Genomic DNA, 17,120 nt, shown 5'->3' on the forward strand with positions numbered 1-17,120 from the left:
GCGCTGGACGGTCCTCGGCAGTCTACGGGGTGGGCTCCGCGCCGGACGGGGTGTCCCCTCCGTCGGGCGGGGCGTCCCCGTTCACCGGCTGCTCGCCGTCCAGCGGACCGGCTATCACCCACAGGTCCTCGAAGCGCTGCCGCCGCCGGGCCACCTTGTCCTCGCTGAGCACCAGCAGGGTGCTGGCCACCATCAGATCGGGCCCGGCGGAATCGTCGGACCCGCTCTGGTCGGTCTGCACCTCGTAGCTGATGGCGTGGTCGAAGACGATGAAGTCGGACATCGGCCGCCGCACCCAGGCCGGCAGATCCCGCACGGCGACCATCCGGACGTTCAGCCCCAGGTCCCGATGGGTGCAGCCGACCCGGCGGATCCGCTCGGCCGCACGCTGGTCGGAGCTCTGCAGCACGAAGATCCGCCGCACCGGCACGCCGCGCCGCACCGCCGCACGCTGGGCGTCCAGGTAGCGGCGACCCAGCTCGGTGCTCCAGAAGCCGATGTCGACGGCGGTGCTGATGGCGTCGATGGCGGTGGCGGCGCTGTGGGTGAGGGTGAGCAGCCAGTCCTGGTCCTCGCCGTCGTAGGCGGCCTGACCGGCCTTCAGCTCCTTCAGCAGGTCGGAGAGCCGGCGCAGCTCGCGACGCGTGAAGGCGCCGACGATGGCCGGCTGATGGTCGCCCAACTCGGTGATGTTGTTGACCAGTTGGGTCATCACACCGTTGGCGAGCGGGGTCTTCTGCAGCCGGTCGAAGAGCTCGGTGGCGTGGCTGACCTGCGAGGCCAGGTGGTCACGGACTCGCTGAACGGCCGCCGCCCACTGACGGGTCAGACCAGGACTGGTCTCCAAACTCTCCCAGGCCTGGGCCAGCACGCCGGTCAGCCGGGCGCCGGGCATCCACAGGTGAAGTAAGTGGTTCACTGCCGGACGCAGTACCCGAGTCGGCTCGGCGCCCGAGGCCGAGCCGAGGCCGCTGCGTTCGATCAGCTGGAGCAGGGTGGTCAGCAGCCAGTCATGCAGGGCCAGATCTTCGCAGAAGGCGGCCACCGCGACCGGGTCCACCCGTTCCAGGGTGAGCCGCAGGGTGCGCAGGGTGTCGTTCTCGATGGTGAAGTGCGCCGCAGGCGGGCCCAGGGCGGCGGTCCACAGCAGCCGGGTACGACTGGACTCCAACGGGGCCCTACCGTCCAACCGGCCCCGGGTCTGAACGTCGGCCAGGAGCCGGTCGGCTATGGCGCTCAGATCCAGCCACCCTGGTGACGGCGCACCGAGGAATCCGTCCATCAGGTCCTCGTCGGCGACCGGTCCGGTGGGCTCGATGGTGCCGGGACGGGCCAGATAGTGACCCCAGGGTCGCCGCTGGCCCGTTCCCCGCTCGCCGATCCGCACCCGTGCCGAGGACTGGAGCAGCCGCCCCTCGGTGAGTACAGCCTGCGCCAACACCGTGCCGACCCCGCGGACGGTGCGGCGGGAGCCGGTGGGCAGCTTGCAGTCCACACCGGTCAGCAGGCCGGCCGAGCGGACCTGCTGATTGGGGCGCGTGGAGCTGACAACCCGTTCGCCGTGGCGCAGTTGAAGTAGGTCACGTGCGGCAGGCCGGGACAGTTCGACGGAGTGCTGGAGCAGGCTGGTGCGGACCTCCCCCAACAGCAACTTCCCACTTCCAGTCCTGCCCTCGTCCGGAGGCTGCCGCCAGCCACCACTCATGACGGACCGTGGAAGACGTACCCGACCCGCTCGCGCACATCCCCCGGCAGGCTGACTCCCTCCTGCCGGGCTCGCTCGACGAGCTGGCGCAGGACCGTCTCCTCTGGCAACCACTGGCCTAGAACGACCTTCACCGCATGCTCAATGGGCAGGAAGCGGGAGGCCAGCACCGAAACCGTCCGGTATGCGGCGAACGGAGCGGCACCGTCGGTGAGTTGGAGCAGGGGTGGCAGGGCCTCCCAGGAGTCGGGGAGGGCCCCGGTGGCCCGCTCCGGGCGCAGCACCTCCTGTCCCTCCTCGTTGCGAAGCAGGCCCAGTCGCAGCAACTGCCACACGGCGGCCAGGAATGCGCAGGACCAAGTGCGCATGCCCTGCTGCTCGTCCCAGAGTTCGACGTCCAGGAATACCGAGTGGCGCCGGGCCTCGATCTCCCACGGCGGCTGCCAGCCGGGGACACGCACACTCACCATGTTGTCACCAGCCGGAGAGCGTTCGCCGTTGCTCAGCCAGCCGGTTGCGGTGACGGGCGGGCGCGAACCGTTACTGCCGGGCGGCGGGGAGGGCACCAAGCGGGCCTCGACCAGTTTGGCCGGCTGCACGGCGCCAGCCTCGGAACAGGCGGACTCGCGGGCCAGGTAGTCGATCACCAGCCCGGCGGCGGCGGCCTCCTGGAGGATCTGCGGCACCACCTCGGCGGGCGAGGAGAACCGGGTGAAGTAGTCGTCGATCAGGAAGCATGTGCTGATCCGCGGATGGCGTCCGAGCTGGGCGGCGCAAGCCTGGCGGGCTGCCTGGGCCCAAGCGCCGACCAGGCTGAACTGCTCACGCAGCCGCTCTGGGCCAGCTTTGAAGTCGTCCATGTAGAGGTGGCCCAGTTCCAGCGAGAGGTGGGCCAGTGGCAGCGCCACTGTGCGCGGGTCGGCGCAGGCCTCCCGGAATGTCGTGTCCATCGTCCCTCCCCCGCCGCTGCTAACAACGGCGCCCCCAGCAATGGTCCTCGGTCAGAGCCTCGGCCAGGTCAGCGAAAGTCTGTGCGGTGTCCAAGCCGGCTACATGCTCGAACAGCATGTAGCCGGTGATGAACTGCTCTACCACTGCGGCACCTGATCGAGCGACGCCTTGCCCGGCACTCGGAGCGGCCCGAACTCGTGGTGGGCGGCGAGCTGGCCCAACTCCCCGTCGCATGTCCTCCCCCACCACACCTGGGCCGACTGCAGGTCGGTGAACATCAATGCCCGACGAGTCCACCGATGGAACAGTAGCTAACACATCGTCAGATTGACCAGCTTCGGCAACGCGCTCACGTCCGCGGCGCGTTGGAGAGCCTGGGAGCGATCCGGATCCGCTATTGCCGCCCCTCGTACAGGAGCGAGAGGCTGGCCCAGCTGCACTCCGGCGAGCTCCGGCAGAGAGGACCAACCCCATGGCGCCGAGCACAAGAGCAGGCCGACCCGAGGACCTCGGGCCGCTGCTGGCGCTGGGCGCGGACATCGCGCCCGCACTTCTGGAAACGGCCCTGCGGGAAGGGCGCGTCCGGGTAGCTGTTCTGGACGGCGCACTCGCAGGCTACGTCGCCGTTGAGAAGCCGCTGCCCGGCCATGTCCGGCTCTCCTCCATCGGGGTGAGTCCCGCCTGCCGCCGACGCAGAGTCGCCACCTGCCTGCTCTACGACGTGCTCGGGGCGACTGGAGAGACCGAAGCCGGCGGAGGGACGATCTCAGCCGTCGCCGGGCTGGCCAACCTGGCAGTCGCCGGCCTTCTGCTCTCCTGCGGTTTCATAGCCACCCGGATGCTCCCCGCCGACGTCGCGGGCCAGCAGCCCCAGCTGTACTACCAGCACAAGATCCGAGTGGAGTACATCGATCCTGATGCCAGACACCTGGTACCCGCCTCCCGTTGGGACCTGGTCACCGAGTCGCTCACTCCCAGCGACCATGCAGTGACTGCCATCGCGCTGCTATCCGGCGAGCCCGCTTTCGAGATCTCCAGGTTCGAACGTGATGATCCCGCTCAGCTGCAATCAGGCGAGGCCGCAGCGGGGCTCGCGTTCTCTGGCACGATCCTCGCCGCGATCACATTCCTGCTCGGCTTCTCGTTCGCCTCGGAGCGGTATCCCGACGACGTACGGCTGCTGCTGATCGGCGCCACCTTCGCCACCACGATGTCCCTGATCATCTACGCAAGTGCCTCTGGGGAGCTCGCCCGGATCCGTTCTAACGCCTTCGGGAGGATCATGAAATGGGGCAACGTGCTGTCGGAGTACGGCGGGGTCCTCCCCTTCCTCGCCTCCCTTCCCATCACCTACGCGCAGGTCTCCGGATCGCGATGGTCTGCCGTCGTCACCGGTGTCTTCCTCGGCGCCGCCCTCGTAGTGTACGAGCGGTCCGAGTTCTCGATCGCCCACCGCTTCCGGTGGAGCCGTACCGCCACCGCACTGGCCGGGCTGACCTGCATGCTGCCGCTCGTATGCGTCGTTATGGTGGCTCTCAAGCTGCCGAGTTGGCCATGGACCGCCGTCCTAGCGGCAGCTCTTACCGGACGAACCATGCTGTACCTCTACCGCCGCGCCGCAGAGTCCGGGATCGCCGAGCGTCGCCGCACCTGGCAGATTCGGCAGTAGCACCAGCTCAATCCCCGTCCATTACCAGCCGTGTGATCTCCCTGGCGCACCCCCACGACAACGTGACGCCTGCACCGCCGTGCCCGTAGTTGTGCAGCAGCCTGAGCCCCGGCCTGGACCGTTCCTCCCCGAGCCGCACCCACGGCCGCAGCGGACGCAACCCCACCCGCTCGTCAATGACCACGGCGCTGTGCAGCATCGGCTCGACGGCCTGGCAGCGCTCCAAGATCCCCCGCGCGGTCGCTGGATCGCCGGTCAACTCCCCGGTATCGAGCTCGGATGTCCCGCCGAGCACGACCGTGTCGGCGTGCGGGAAGATGTAAACGAGCTCGGGCGCGTCCGGTGTGTCATCGCAGAAGAAGGTCGTGATGCCGGGGTTCTCCACCACGACCAGTCGGCCCCTGGAGGGCATCACCTGCCGGTCGGGAACCAGGTCGCGCGCTCCGGTACCCGAGCAGTTCACCACGATCGGGGCCGGGGCCTCGGCCAACACCTCAACCAGTGAGGCGTGGGCACGCCGCACCATCCGGCCGCCGATGCGCACAAACCGCCTCGTCAGGTAGTCGAGATAGCTCGGCATGTCGATCACCGGAGCCCCGTAACGCCACCCGGTGACGAAACCGGGCCGCAACTCCTCGGCGGCGCACAGCTCGGCATCAACCAGGGCCATCCACGACGGCGTCACGCATGGTAGCCGCGACTCGTGCGTTCCCAGGCGGATCCGTACCCCCGTGCTCTGCGGGTCACGGGCCAGCAGCCGGAACTCAGCCAGCGAGACGGCGCTCCAGCCCAGCACTCGGTCCAGCGGCTCCACCAGGTAGGGATCCCACATCGCTCCGGCCGCTGCCGACGACGTCCGCCGTACTGGCAGATCGGTATCCACCCGCACCCGCAGCCCCGCCTCTGCCAGGCATACCGCGGTGGTCAGTCCGGACACGCCGGCGCCGATGACCACGGCATCGAGGGTCGGACCAGTCGTCATATCGTGCATGCCGTGACAGTCTGCCAGGGCCGCCGGGGACAGCGGGCCTGGCACGGCGGCATTATCGAATCCGGCCCAGAGCGACCATTACCCCCGTATACCCGTCGCGCAGTGGTTGGCTTCCCGGAACGTCAATATGACTGACTTCCAGACCGTCCGCCGCGTAGTCCCGGAAAGCCTCCAGGACATCGGAGCGCTCGATCTCGCAGGCCGGGAAGGTGACGTCGCCTACGTCATACCCGCGCGAGCCCTCCATGAACGCGAGGGCGAACGGAGCTCCCGGACGCAGTGCCGCGGCGAAGTGGTCGATCGCGCCGCGGTACTCCACACGGGCCGCAGAGAGCGACTCGGCGACGAAGAACATGGTGCCGATGTCGGCAGCGCCCTGCGGCAGGTCGGTGAACAGGTCACCTCGGACCACCTTGGCGGCACCGGCCAGCCGGGTCCGCGGGTCGGTGACAGCACGATAGACCGGCTGGGAGCACAGCACTTCCCAGAAAGCGTCCCAACTGTCGCCATAGTTCTGGACCGCTGAGCGCAGCCAGCGGACATTGCTGATCGCCCGCTCGAAGAGCGTGATCGACCCGCACCAGGGCAGCATGGCCAGTGCCGGGTAGAGGTTGGTCCCCGCGCCGACGTCCAGACCGCGCAGACCGTCGCTCGACGGATGCCGTGCAAAGTGAGCTGCGAAGTGGTCCCGGACAGCCGCCAGAACCTGCCGATCATCCGCAACCAGGGAACGGTAGGTGTGCTTGAAGTACGCCTCGGCGTCGAACGAGTCCCATGGAGCTTGGCGGTTCGTCAGCGCTCGCGTGCCCAGCGAGGGTATGGCTTCCATGAACTACTCAACTCCTGGATTCCGCCCGCAGTTGCGGGTGTTCACCACTTGGCCGACCCGTATCCTCGGGTGCGTGCCCATAATGGGGGCCTGAAGGAGTGCCACTTTAGGGCATTATCAGGCCAGTTGGCAGATAAGACGATGAGAGGGCACGGGCATGCACCCATCGCTGCGGCAGCGCCACCCCGGTCTGGTCCGCCTCGCCACCGAGCGCGATCTCGATCGGCTCCACCGGATCGATCGGGAGATCTTCCCCGAGGAGCCGTATCCGTTCTTCGTCCTGCGCCAGCTGTTCGAGGTGCACGGCAGCCGGTTCCTGGTGCTGGACCAGGGCAGCGAGCTGGCCGGGTACGCGCTGCTCGCCACCACCCCGGACCACCAGGAGAGTTGGGTGCTCGGGCTGGGCGTGGTGGCGAAGCACCGCAACCTCGGCTACGGGCGGCAGCTGATCGAGGAGGGGATCAGCCTGCTGACCTCGGACCGGGTGCGCGAAGTCCGGCTCAGCGTCGACCGGGACAACGACGTCGCGCTGCACATCTACCGCTCGCTCGGCTTCTCGCTGGTCCGCGAGCACGACGGCTACTTCGGGCCCGGCGACGACCGGTTGATCCTGGGGCTGCCGCTCCCCGGTTGAACGCGGGCGGCCTTGGAGCCGCTGGACTCGGGCGGCCTTGGAGCCGCTGGGCTCAGGCGGCTCTGACGGCCGCTGGGCTCAGGCTGCCTTGAAGCCCCGGTGCAGCGCCACCACGCCGCCGGTGAGGTTGCGCCAGGCCACCTTCTGCCACCCGGCCCGCTGCAGCTTGGCGGCCAGCTCGGCCTGGTCGGGCCAGGCGCGGATCGACTCGGCCAGGTACACGTAGGCGTCCGGGTTGCTGCTCACCCGGGTGGCCACCGGGGGCAGCGCGCGCATCAGGTACTCGGTGTAGACGGTGCGGAACGGCGACCAGGTCGGGGTGGAGAACTCGCAGATCACCACCTTGCCGCCGGGCTTGGTGACCCGGAGCATCTCGCGCAGCGCAGCCTCCGTCTCCTGCACGTTGCGCAGCGCGAAGGAGATGGTCACCGCGTCGAAGGAGTCGTCCGCGAACGGCAGCCGGGTGGCGTCACCGGCGGTCAGCGCCAGCTCGGGGTGGCGGCGCTTGCCCTCGGCCAGCATGCCGATCGAGAAGTCGCACGGCACCACCTGGGCGCCCGCCTCCTGGAAGGGCAGCGAGGAGGTGCCGGTGCCGGCCCCCAGGTCGAGCACCAGCTGCCCCGGCCCGGCCGCGACCGCCTCCGCCACGGCGCGCCGCCAGAACCGGGCCTGGCCCAGCGAGAGCACCTCGTTGGTCAGGTCGTACTTGGCCGCGACGTCGTCGAACATGGCGGCGACTTCGTGGGGCTGCTTGTCCAGGTTGGCTCGGGTCACGTACCCCATTCTTCACCCTGGCACCGCCGGACCCGCCGAGGGGGCCGCAGCGGGCTCAGCGCGCCGGGCGGCGGGCCGCCTTGTGGCGGCGGCGGGAGCGCTTGCCGTCGGTGATCGCCGGCATGCCCTCGGCCAGCGCCTCGGTGGCCAGCGCGACGGTGGCGAACACCTGGTTGCGGCGCTCGGCCCAGCGCGCGGTGTGCCGGTGGTGGCGGCGGATCCGCAGCACGCACAGCAGGCAGAAGAGCAACGCCACCGGCACGCTGATCTGGGCCATCCGCACCCCGGCCGCCTGCGGATAGGTCTGGTCGCAGACCCGCACCGCACCCGCGTCGCCGGCCGCGTGCTCCAGGCAGACCGGGTCGCCGACCTTGGCGCCGGCCGGGAGCTGGAGGTCCTCGGCGGTGCGCTGCTGGCCGTTCACGGCGTAGCTGACGCCGCTGTAGGTGCCGCTACCGCCCGGGAGGCGGGTGACGGTGCCCTGGACCTGGACCGGATGCGCGCCGATCTTGTCGGCCAGCTCACTCTGCCGCCAGCCCAGCAGGCACATGCCGAGGGCCACCACCGCGCTGAGCACCGCGGCGAGGTACCAGCCACGGCCGATCCTGGGGGCGGCGGACGCGGACGGATATCGCAACTGACCTGGCTTTCCACGGGGACGTGTGGAGGCCGCACCGACCGGGGAGAGCGGTTGACGGGCCGACCGGGATCGTAACCGCTGTCAGCCGGTTGGGCCACTGCGAGCCGACGTCAGACGACTTCCCACGGCGCGGAGTTCGCAAGCTGACCACCCGTCCGGCAGCTGGCCGGAACGCTCAACTCCGGCCCCGGAACACGATCCTACCGGCCAGTACGGTGGCCAGGCAGTGATCGTCCGCCGCACCGATCGGTCCGAAGACGGCGAAATCCGCCCGCCCGCCGACCGTCGAGTCACGGTCGAACGGCGCGTCGGCCGCCACCACCGCGAGCCCCGAGCGGGCCACCGCGGTCCGCACCACGGGCACGGTGAACGGCCCGACCACCGCCGTCACCCCGCGGGCCAGCAGCGCCTGCAGCCCGCGCCGGGCGCTGCCGCCCAGCGCCGGATCGGAGAGGCCGGCCGGCAGCTCGCGCGGCGCGGTGCCGATCCCCTCGCGCGGATCCGGGTGGTAGCGGCGCTCCAGCAGCTCCACGGCGGCGGGCTCGACCAGCCCGCCGGTGATCCGGCCGCCGGGCCAGTCCCGCACCCGGGCGCCGGGGTGCGCGGCGGCCAGCTCGGCGGCGGGGCCGAGCGCGGCGATCCGGTCGTCCTGGACCAGCACGGCGTCGACCGCGCCCCGGTGCAGAGTGAGCATCCGTCAGTCGCTACTCGTCAGTCGTCAGTCGTTGGCGAGGATCTTCAGCTCGGGGTGCGCCGTGCCGCCCTCGATCGCCGTGGAGGCGATGTGCGAGGCGACCCGCGGGTCCACCGGGTCGTTGGCCGGGTCGTCCAGCACCCGCAGGTGCTCGTAGGTGGTGGAGCGCTGGGCGGGGGTGCGGCCGGCCGTGCGGATCAGGTGGATCAGCTCGGTCAGGTTGGAGCGGTGCTTGGCCCCGGCCGCCGAGACCACGTTCTCCTCCAGCATCACGGAGCCCAGGTCGTCCGCGCCGTAGTGCAGCGACAGCTGGCCGGCCTCCTTGCCGGTGGTCAGCCAGGAGCCCTGGATGTGCGCCACGTTGTCGAGGAAGAGGCGGGCGATCGCGATCATCCGCAGGTACTCGAAGACGGTGGCCTGGGTGGAGCCCTTGAGGTGGTTGTTCTGCGGCTGGTAGGTGTACGGGATGAACGCCCGGAAGCCGCCGGTGCGGTCCTGCACGTCCCGGATCATCCGCAGGTGCTCGATCCGCTCGGCGTTGGTCTCGCCGGTGCCCATCAGCATGGTGGAGGTCGACTCGACGCCCAGGCCGTGCGCGGTCTCCATGATCTCCAGCCAGCGCTCGCCCGACTCCTTGAGCGGGGCGATCGCCTTGCGCGGACGCTCCGGCAGCAGCTCGGCGCCGGCCCCGGCGAAGGAGTCCAGGCCCGCCTTGTGGATCCGGGTGATCGCCTCCTCGATGGAGACGCCGGAGATCCGCGACATGTGCTCGACCTCGGAGGCGCCGAGGGAGTGGATCACCAGCTGCGGGAACTCGGCCTTGATCGCGGAGAACGCCCGCTCGTAGTACTCCACGCCGTAGTCCGGGTGGTGGCCGCCCTGGAACATGATCTGGGTGCCGCCCAGCTCCACCGTCTCAGCGCAGCGGCGCAGGATCTCGTCCAGCTCCCGCGACCAGCCCTTGTCGCTCTTCGGCGGCACGTAGAAGGCGCAGAACTTGCAGGCGGTGACGCAGACGTTGGTGTAGTTGATGTTGCGTTCGATGATGTACGTGGCGATGTGCTCGACGCCCGCGTACCGGCGGCGGCGCACCGCGTCGGCCGCCGCGCCCAGGGCGTGCAGCGGCGCCGAGCGGTAGAGCTCCAGCGCCTCCTCCGGCGTGATCCTGCCCCCGGCCGCGGCCCGGTCGAGAACGGCCTGCAGGTCGCTGCTGGGCGCGGCGTGGGGCGCGGCGAGCTCGGTCACCTGGCGGCCTTCTTTCTTCCGGGTGCATCCAGGGGTGGAACGACCGAACCAGCCTACGCCAGCGGGTTCGGCCGCCCCCGGTGCACTCCGCCTCCGGATCCGGGCCGCGCGCCGGTCCCTCAGACCGCTCGGCTGTCCGCCAGCAGGCGGACCGTCACATCCGGCGCGAAGCCGCTGTCATGGCCGACCCGGCGGGCGAACTCGGCGATCCCGGCCAGCTGCGGGTCGCTGAGCGAGAAGTCCAGCGCCTCTCGGAAGTAGTGCTCCAGCACCGGGGCGTCGAAGCCCTCCCAGCGGGCGGCGTGCGCCGCCACCTGGTCGGCCTCCAGCAGTGAGATGTCCCGCGACTCCAGGAACGCCCGGTGCACGGCCGCCACCAGGGCCGGCTGCCGCTCCACGAACTCCCGGCGGGCCGCCCAGACCGCGAAGACGAACGGCAGGCCCGTCCACTCCTGCCACATCTGCCCCAGGTCGTACACCGTGTACTCGGGGTGCCGGTGCGCCTCCAGGGTGGCCCGCAGGCCCTCGTCGCCGATCAGCACGGCGGCGTCGGCCCGGGCCAGCATCGCGTCCAGGTCCGGCGGGCAGCTGAAGTACTCGGGGCGCACTCCCTCGCGCTCCTCCAGCAGCAGCCGGGCCAGCCGCACCGAGGTGCGGCTGGTGGAGCCGAGCGCCACCGGGCGGCCGTCCAACTGGTCCAGCGGCACGGTGCTGACGATCACGCAGGACATCACGGGCCCGTTGCTGCCGACCGCGATGTCCGGCAGCACCACCAGCTCGTCGGCGTGCCGCAGGTACTCGACGCAGGTGATCGGGCCGAGGTCGAGCCGGCCGTTGACCAACTGGTCGCTGAGCTTCTCCGGGGTGTCCCGGGTGAGGTCGAGGTCGAGCAGGGCGCCGGTGCGGCCGAGTCCCCAGTAAAGGGGGACACAGTTCAAGAACTCGATGTGGCCGACCCTCGGGCGGGCCGTTCTCACGCCTTCGCGCGCCGGGGTGAGGCCTTCGTCGCTGCGTTCCACCAGATCGGCCACTGCGTGCTCCCTCTTACCTGTCGGTGCCGTCTTCGCAGGGTATGCCCGGGCCCTTGGCCACCCGTCACGACCCCCTTCCGACACACCCCGACACGCCCCTTCCGCACCTTCGGACACCCCTGGTCGGGACCGCGCCTGCGTGCTACGGTTTCACTCAGTTGCAGTTTGATTCCCCTTGCAGTACTTGAAGCCTGCGGAGCATGTAACCGCGGGCTTTTTGTAGTTTTTCAGCATTGCAACACTGTGCGAAAAAACTCCGGACCCGGGTCCGGAGGCGGGGCGATCAGCGCAGCGGACCGGATGTCACAACACGTGTGGTGTCCAACACGTCCCTCGCAAGGAGAACGGCATGGCCACGGGAACCGTCAAGTGGTTCAACGCTGAGAAGGGCTTCGGCTTCATCGCCCAGGAAGGCGGCGGCCCGGACGTCTTCGTCCACTACTCCGCGATCAACGCCAGCGGCTTCCGCTCGCTGGAGGAGAACCAGGCGGTCACCTTCGACGTGACCCAGGGTCCGAAGGGCCCGCAGGCGGAGAACGTCACCGCAGTCTGATCATTTGCTGATCACCTGATCGCTCCGGACCTCAACCGCGGGTCCGCCGGCGGCCCGTCAGGGTCCCACGAGCACGAATAGCAGTACCAAGGGGGCCCGTACCGGGCCCCCTGCCGTTTGTTCAGAAGTTCTCGGTCGAGAGCACGAGGCCGAAGGGCTCAGGCAGTTCGACCGGCGCACCGAACGGATGAGGGCCCGACACCCGGGTGCAGCCCAGCGACCCCGGCTCGGCGAAGAGCGTGCAGTGGCGCACCTGACGGTCCACCAAAAGGTAGAGCGGCGCGCCGTACTCGGCCTAGCGGCGGTGCTTGTCCCCGCCGGGATCGGACACCACCTCGACCACCAGCAGGGTCTGGCTCGGCACCAGAGCCCCGGCGTCCCGGGCCAACTCGTCCGGCACCACGGCGAGATCCGGGATGAACCAGTTGCAGCTGCCCGGCAGGTCCAGAGCCCCGATCCGGCCAGTGCGCCCAATTCCGCTACTCGCGGCTCCAGTTCTTCCCGGATGATCTCGACCACCGCCGCATCGTCCCAACTCCGTGACATCACCTCGATGCTTCCCTCGACCAGCTGCACGCGATCGGCCCGAACAGACCGGAGCGCGAACTTCAGTGCCGCTTCCGGGTTCTCGACCTGGTAGGCCCTCTCGGTCTCCGTGCTCACTCCGCCAAGGTATCCCTCGTCCCGGCGCTTCCAGCCCCCGTTCACACGAACGAGCGAGTCCCCGGACGTCGGAGGACGCCCGGGGACTCGAAAGGGTGATCCGGAGGCTCAAGCGGCAGCGGCGACCGGGGTCGGCTCGGCCGGGCCTCGTCGTAGAGCTCCTTGGGGGCGTTGTACGCGGCGAGGTCGAGCGTCTTCTCGCGGGCCGAGACCAGCAGCGGGACGACGACCTGGCCGGCCACGCTGCTGGGCGGACAGTGCTCCAACCCAGTCCAAGCCTGCGGTCATTGGCCAACCGAGGCTGGGGGACGACAGCGCCCCCTCACCGAAGGGATCCGAGAGGGGGCAACTTGCGTCACTGGTCACGCTGCAGCAGGGACAGCCTCTGCATCCGATACGTGGGCTGCGGGGGTCGACGTCGGCTCCTCAAGCGGATCGCCACCCGCCCGGTCGTACGCGGCCCGGTCGAGGATGCCCTCGCGAGCAGCCACGATCAACGTAGTTACAACTTGACCGGCCACGTTGGTGGCGGTGCGCATCATGTCCAGGATCGGGTCGATGGCCAGCAGCAGGCCGACGCCCTCCAGCGGGAGGCCCAGGGTGGAGAGGGTCAGGGTCAGCATCACGATGGCGCCGGTGAGGCCGGCCGTGGCGGCGGAGCCGATCACCGAGACGAAGGCGATCAGCAGGTAGTCGCCGATGCCCAGGTGGATGCCGTAGACCTGGGCGACGAAGATCGACGCGATCGCCGGGTAGATCGCCGCGCAGCCGTCCATCTTGGTGGTGGCGCCGAACGGCACCGCGAAGCTGGCGTACTCACCGGGCACACCCAGGCGCTCGGTGACCCGGCGGGTCACCGGCAGGGTGCCGACCGAGGAGCGGGAGACGAAGGCCAGCTGGATCGCCAGCCAGGCGCCCTGGTAGAAGCGCACCGGGTTGAGGCCGCCGGCGAAGCGCAGCAGCAGCGAGTAGACGACGAAGAGCACCAGCGCGCAGCCGACGTAGATGTCGGCGGTGAAGGTGGCCATCGGGCGCAGCAGGTTCCAGCCGTACAGGGCGACCGACTTGCCGATCAGGCCCAGGGTGCCGAGCGGGGCCAGCCGGATCACCCACCAGAGCGCGGTCTGGACCAGTTCGAGGAGCGACTCGCTGAGCTTCAGGATCGGCTCGGCCTTGGCGCCGACCTTGAGGATGGCGGCACCGGCCACCACGCCGAGGAAGACGATCTGCAGCACGTTCACCTTGAGGAACGCGTCGGCGACGTTGGTCGGGATGATCCCGGTCAGGAAGTCGACCCAGGAGCCGGAGTCCGTAGGGGCCTTCAGGCCGCTGGTGGACAGGTGGGTGCCGGTGCCGGGGTCGGTGAGCAGCCCGATGGCCAGGCCGATGCTGACCGCGATCAGCGAGGTGATCCCGAACCAGAGCAGGGTGCGCACGGCCAGCCGGGCGGCGTTGGTGACGTGCCGCAGGTTGGCGACGGAGACCACGATCGCGGTGAAGACCAGGGGCGGCACGGCCAGCTTGAGCAGCTGGATGAAGGTCTTGCCGATGGTGTCCAGGGTGGTGGTGAGCCAGGAGACGTCGTTCTGCCGGGCGATGAAGCCGAGCACGACGCCGAGCAGCAGGCCGGCGACGATCTGCACCCAGAACGGGGTGCGGCGCAGGCGGCCGAGGGCCGTGGGCGCGGGTGTGGACATGGGGGTGCTACTCCGGGGGGTTGGCGGGGATTGGAGGCGTCGGGGGCAGGGCGGCGCACGCGGAGGTAGGAGGCTCCGGCCGAACGGGGCGGCCGGGAGCGGGCGGTACGCCGCCTAGCTACAGCTCGGAACGCGACACGAGCCGGCGCGGCACGCCAACACGGCGACCTCGCCCGGACGCGGGCCGGCACCCGGCATGAGCGGACCGCTCATGCCTTGCTGCCGGAGTGCGTCGGGGGTGGTCATGGCCGACACGTTAGCAGCGAAGGTTTGAGTTGTTCAAAGTAGAAGTTTGATATGTGGACAACGAGTGGACACGAACGGTCCTGGCGGGCCGGGGCGGGCTCGGTTGACCTATGCTGGTTATACGTATAACTTGCTGAGGCTTCCCCACCGCCACGACCCCGGGAGACCCCCCGTGGGCTACCTCGCCCTGCTCCGTGCCCCGCACGTCACCCGCCTGCTGGCCGGCACCCTGCTCGGACGGCTGCCCGCCGGGATGACCGGCCTGGTGATCGCCCTGGCGCTGCGTCAGGCCGGCGCCCCGTACAGCAGGATCGGCCTGGCCACCGCCGCCTACGCGCTCGCGGCCGCCATCGGCGGCCCGGTGCTCGGACGGATCGTCGACCGCACCGGCCAGCCCCGGGTGCTGCTCTGCTCCGCCGCGGTGGCCGGCTGCGGCTACGCCCTGCTGGCACTGGCCCCCGGCAGCGCACCGGCCGCGATCGGCGGCGCGGCGATAGCCGGGCTGGCGATGCCGCCGCTGGAGCCCTGCCTGCGGGCACTCTGGCCGGACGTCGTCGCCGAGGAGCAGCTCGACACCGCCTACGCCTTCGACTCCGCCTCGCAGCAGATCCTGTACGTGGCCGGGCCGTTGGCGGTGGCCGCGATCGCCGGCACCGCCGGTCCGGTCGCCGCCCTGTGGACCGCCGCCGTACTGGGCCTGCTGGGCGCCCTGGTGGTGGCCACCGCGGCACCGGCCCGCCGCTGGCAGGCCCCGCCGCGCGAGCACGGCGCGGGGCTGCTCGGGCCGCTGCGCTCCCCCGGTCTGGTGCTGCTGCTGATCGGGCTGGCCGGGGCCGGCTGGACGGTCGGCACGCAGAACGTGCTCTTCATCGCCTACGCCGAGCGGCACCACGGCAGCCTGCCCGGCGGCGCCGGCCTGCTGCTCGCGGCGGCCGCCTTCGCCGGGCTGCTCGGCGCGCTCGGGTACGGCGCGATGCGCTGGCGCAGCTCCACCGCCACCCGCACCTGGGCGCTCGCCCTGGGGATGGCCGCCTGCTACCTGCCGCTGCTCTGGCTGCCCGGCCCCTGGCCGATGGTCGCGCTGGCCTTCGTCTCCGGCATCGGCCTGGCCCCGCTGCTCGCCGCCGCCTTCGTACTGGTCGCCGAACTGGCCCCGACCGGCACGGTGACCGAGGCGTTCGCCTGGCTGGTCACCCTGTTCGCCACCGGCAACGCGCTCGGCTACGCGGTCTCCGGCTCGCTGGTGGCCGACTCCCTGACCGCCGTCGCCTGGTGCGCGGTCGGCGGGGTGACGCTTGGCGGCGGCCTGCTGTTCGCCACCCGGCGCCGGCTGCACCCGCCGACGGCGCCGCGGGTGGCGGCGCCGCTGGTGGCCGTCTGACCCGCCGGGGCCGCTGCGCTGCTGGGTCGGCGCACCCGGCGCGCGACGCCGGGGCACGCACGGGTGGGGCCCTACGCCCCGGTCGTCGACGCGCGGACCAGCAAGGTGGTGGGCAGCGGGGCGACGGGCTTCGGTTGCTCGCCCGACAGCAGGGCGGCCAGGGCGGCGATGCCGGTGCGGCCGAGCTGCTCGCCGGGGAGGTCCACGGTGGTGAGGGGCGGGGTGAGCAGGGCGGCGATGGAGACGTTGTCGATGCCGATCACCGAGACGTCCGCCGGGATCCGCAGCCCCAGGTCGGCGGCGGCCTGGTAGAGGCCGGAGGCGACCACGTCGTCGTCGCAGAGCACGGCGTGCGGCCGGTCGGGCCGCGACAGCAGCTCGGTGGCGACGATCCGGGCGGCGGACTCCCCCAGGTTGAGCTCGACCTGGTACTCCAGCACCTCAAGGCCGGCGGCGGCCCGTTCGAAGGCGGCCTGGCGGACCCGGAAGGTGTGGGCGCTGAGCGAGGAGCGCAGCCGGCCGATCCGGCGGTGGCCCAGCGCGGTGAGGTGGGCCACGGCGGCGGCCATGCCGGCGGCCAGGTCGAGTTCGACGGTCGGGGCGCCGCCGGCCGCCGCCGGGTCGGCGTCCAGGAGGACCGCCGGGGTGCTCGGCGGCAGCTCGCCGAGCTGGCTGTCGTCCGGCGAGCAGATCAGCAGACCGTCGAACCGGCTGGTGGTCGCGGCCTCGGCCAGGGTGGCCGCGTTCCAGCCGGAGCTGACCACCACGGCCAGCCCGTGCCGGGCCGCCTCCTCCTCCACCCCGGTGAGCACCCGGCCGAAGAACGGCCCCTGCAGATTGGGCACCGCCAGCAGTGCCATCCCGCTGCGGCCGAGGCGCAGTTGCCGCCCGGCCGCCTGCGGCCGGTAGCCCAGGCTGCGGGCGGCGTCCAGGACCCGCTGGCGGGTGGCGTCGGAGACCCGGTGGCCGGCCGCACCGCCGGAGAAGACCAGCGAGACGGTGGCCTGGGAGACGCCGGCCAGCTGCGCGACGTCGCGGCCGGTGGGGCGGCGGGCCGGTGTGCCGGGCACGGCGCCTACTGCTGGCCGGCGGCGGCAGCGCGGGCGGCGTCGTCGGCCGCGTCCTCCTCGGCGTTCTGCTCGGCGATCCGCTGCTTGGTGCGGTGCTTGATGCTGCTGACGCCGGAGACGATCTGCTCGGACATGTCGTCCCGCTGCTTGCTCAGCACCACGTAGCTGATCGGCGCCGACGCGATCACGGCGAGCAGCAGCAGGAAGACGGAGCCGGTGGCGCCCGCCACCGGGATCACGCCGAAGTGCCCGAGCAGGGCGAAGACCAGCAGGCAGGCGAGGAAGATGCTGGCCCGCAGCGAGGTGTAACGGAGCGTGGCGTGCTTCTTGCTGCTCACGGGTGGCTT

General features: G+C 70.8%; 18 protein-coding genes. 4 read left to right on the plus strand and 14 right to left on the minus strand.

All coding sequences use genetic code 11. The features are described 5' to 3' along the window. Positions 1–22 precede the first annotated feature (22 nt). The 3 genes from E6W39_RS39440 to E6W39_RS39445 form a co-directional block, all read right to left on the minus strand. Positions 23–1,651, minus strand: coding sequence for an SCO2521 family protein (locus tag E6W39_RS39440; protein ID WP_181799318.1), 1,629 nt, complete (start codon positions 1,649–1,651; stop codon positions 23–25). A gap of 50 nt (positions 1,652–1,701) precedes the next feature. After that, positions 1,702–2,655 (minus strand): SCO2522 family protein, encoded by a 954-nt coding sequence (locus tag E6W39_RS18165; protein ID WP_141634406.1) that lies wholly within the window; start codon positions 2,653–2,655, stop codon positions 1,702–1,704. A 138-nt stretch (positions 2,656–2,793) separates the two neighbouring features. Further along, positions 2,794–2,934 carry a hypothetical protein gene (locus E6W39_RS39445; RefSeq protein WP_181799319.1) on the minus strand — a complete coding sequence of 47 codons (141 nt, stop codon included), beginning with the start codon at positions 2,932–2,934 and terminating at the stop codon, positions 2,794–2,796. A gap of 194 nt (positions 2,935–3,128) precedes the next feature. Here E6W39_RS39445 and E6W39_RS18170 point away from each other — a divergent pair, with 194 nt between their 5' ends. After that, positions 3,129–4,325 (plus strand): GNAT family N-acetyltransferase, encoded by a 1,197-nt coding sequence (locus E6W39_RS18170; protein WP_141634407.1) that lies wholly within the window; start codon positions 3,129–3,131, stop codon positions 4,323–4,325. A 7-nt stretch (positions 4,326–4,332) separates the two neighbouring features. On the opposite strand, the gene E6W39_RS18175 is transcribed toward E6W39_RS18170, so the two are convergent. Together E6W39_RS18175 and E6W39_RS18180 are read right to left on the minus strand one after the other, a co-directional pair. Further along, a complete protein-coding gene (locus E6W39_RS18175) occupies positions 4,333–5,316 on the minus strand; it encodes an FAD-dependent oxidoreductase (RefSeq protein WP_323809052.1) in 984 nt (327 codons plus the stop codon). Positions 5,317–5,368: 52 nt separating this feature from the next. Then, the gene (locus E6W39_RS18180; RefSeq protein ID WP_141634408.1) at positions 5,369–6,145 is read right to left on the minus strand and encodes an SCO2525 family SAM-dependent methyltransferase; all 777 of its coding nucleotides are present in this window, start codon (positions 6,143–6,145) and stop codon (positions 5,369–5,371) included. Between the two features lie 157 nt (positions 6,146–6,302). On the opposite strand from E6W39_RS18180, the gene E6W39_RS18185 reads away from it, so the two are divergent. Further along, positions 6,303–6,779, plus strand: a complete 477-nt coding sequence (locus tag E6W39_RS18185; protein WP_141634409.1) for a GNAT family N-acetyltransferase — start codon at positions 6,303–6,305, stop codon at positions 6,777–6,779. A gap of 78 nt (positions 6,780–6,857) precedes the next feature. Here the strand turns inward: E6W39_RS18185 and E6W39_RS18190 are convergent, their stop codons facing one another. The 5 genes from E6W39_RS18190 to E6W39_RS18210 form a co-directional block, all read right to left on the minus strand. Next, positions 6,858–7,553: a demethylmenaquinone methyltransferase gene (locus E6W39_RS18190; RefSeq protein ID WP_141634410.1), complete on the minus strand. Its 696-nt coding sequence runs from the start codon at positions 7,551–7,553 to the stop codon at positions 6,858–6,860. A 55-nt stretch (positions 7,554–7,608) separates the two neighbouring features. Further along, entirely contained in the window at positions 7,609–8,190 is a 582-nt protein-coding gene (locus E6W39_RS18195) for a hypothetical protein (protein WP_141634411.1), read from the minus strand. A gap of 178 nt (positions 8,191–8,368) precedes the next feature. Then, positions 8,369–8,887 carry an imidazolonepropionase-like domain-containing protein gene (locus E6W39_RS18200; protein WP_141634412.1) on the minus strand — a complete coding sequence of 173 codons (519 nt, stop codon included), beginning with the start codon at positions 8,885–8,887 and terminating at the stop codon, positions 8,369–8,371. Positions 8,888–8,911: 24 nt separating this feature from the next. Further along, positions 8,912–10,132, minus strand: coding sequence for a cyclic dehypoxanthinyl futalosine synthase (gene mqnC, locus E6W39_RS18205; RefSeq protein WP_141634413.1), 1,221 nt, complete (start codon positions 10,130–10,132; stop codon positions 8,912–8,914). A gap of 119 nt (positions 10,133–10,251) precedes the next feature. After that, positions 10,252–11,154 (minus strand): menaquinone biosynthetic enzyme MqnA/MqnD family protein, encoded by a 903-nt coding sequence (locus tag E6W39_RS18210; RefSeq protein WP_228718685.1) that lies wholly within the window; start codon positions 11,152–11,154, stop codon positions 10,252–10,254. A 358-nt stretch (positions 11,155–11,512) separates the two neighbouring features. On the opposite strand from E6W39_RS18210, the gene E6W39_RS18215 reads away from it, so the two are divergent. After that, positions 11,513–11,716, plus strand: coding sequence for a cold-shock protein (locus E6W39_RS18215; protein WP_101381817.1), 204 nt, complete (start codon positions 11,513–11,515; stop codon positions 11,714–11,716). A 704-nt stretch (positions 11,717–12,420) separates the two neighbouring features. On the opposite strand, the gene E6W39_RS18225 is transcribed toward E6W39_RS18215, so the two are convergent. Both E6W39_RS18225 and E6W39_RS18230 read right to left on the minus strand, forming a co-directional pair. Further along, positions 12,421–12,621 (minus strand): hypothetical protein, encoded by a 201-nt coding sequence (locus E6W39_RS18225; protein WP_181799755.1) that lies wholly within the window; start codon positions 12,619–12,621, stop codon positions 12,421–12,423. A 120-nt stretch (positions 12,622–12,741) separates the two neighbouring features. Next, a complete protein-coding gene (locus tag E6W39_RS18230) occupies positions 12,742–14,076 on the minus strand; it encodes a dicarboxylate/amino acid:cation symporter (RefSeq protein WP_141634415.1) in 1,335 nt (444 codons plus the stop codon). Positions 14,077–14,494: 418 nt separating this feature from the next. Here E6W39_RS18230 and E6W39_RS18235 point away from each other — a divergent pair, with 418 nt between their 5' ends. Further along, complete coding sequence (locus tag E6W39_RS18235) at positions 14,495–15,703, plus strand: MFS transporter (RefSeq protein WP_141634416.1); 1,209 nt, start codon at positions 14,495–14,497, stop codon at positions 15,701–15,703. A gap of 71 nt (positions 15,704–15,774) precedes the next feature. Here the strand turns inward: E6W39_RS18235 and E6W39_RS18240 are convergent, their stop codons facing one another. Then, positions 15,775–16,773, minus strand: coding sequence for a LacI family DNA-binding transcriptional regulator (locus E6W39_RS18240; protein WP_141634417.1), 999 nt, complete (start codon positions 16,771–16,773; stop codon positions 15,775–15,777). 5 nt (positions 16,774–16,778) lie between these two features. Beyond that, positions 16,779–17,111 carry a DUF4229 domain-containing protein gene (locus E6W39_RS18245; RefSeq protein ID WP_141634418.1) on the minus strand — a complete coding sequence of 111 codons (333 nt, stop codon included), beginning with the start codon at positions 17,109–17,111 and terminating at the stop codon, positions 16,779–16,781. Positions 17,112–17,120: the final 9 nt, after the last annotated feature.

The sequence above is a fragment of the Kitasatospora acidiphila genome, assembly GCF_006636205.1.
GTDB lineage: Bacteria > Actinomycetota > Actinomycetes > Streptomycetales > Streptomycetaceae > Kitasatospora > Kitasatospora acidiphila.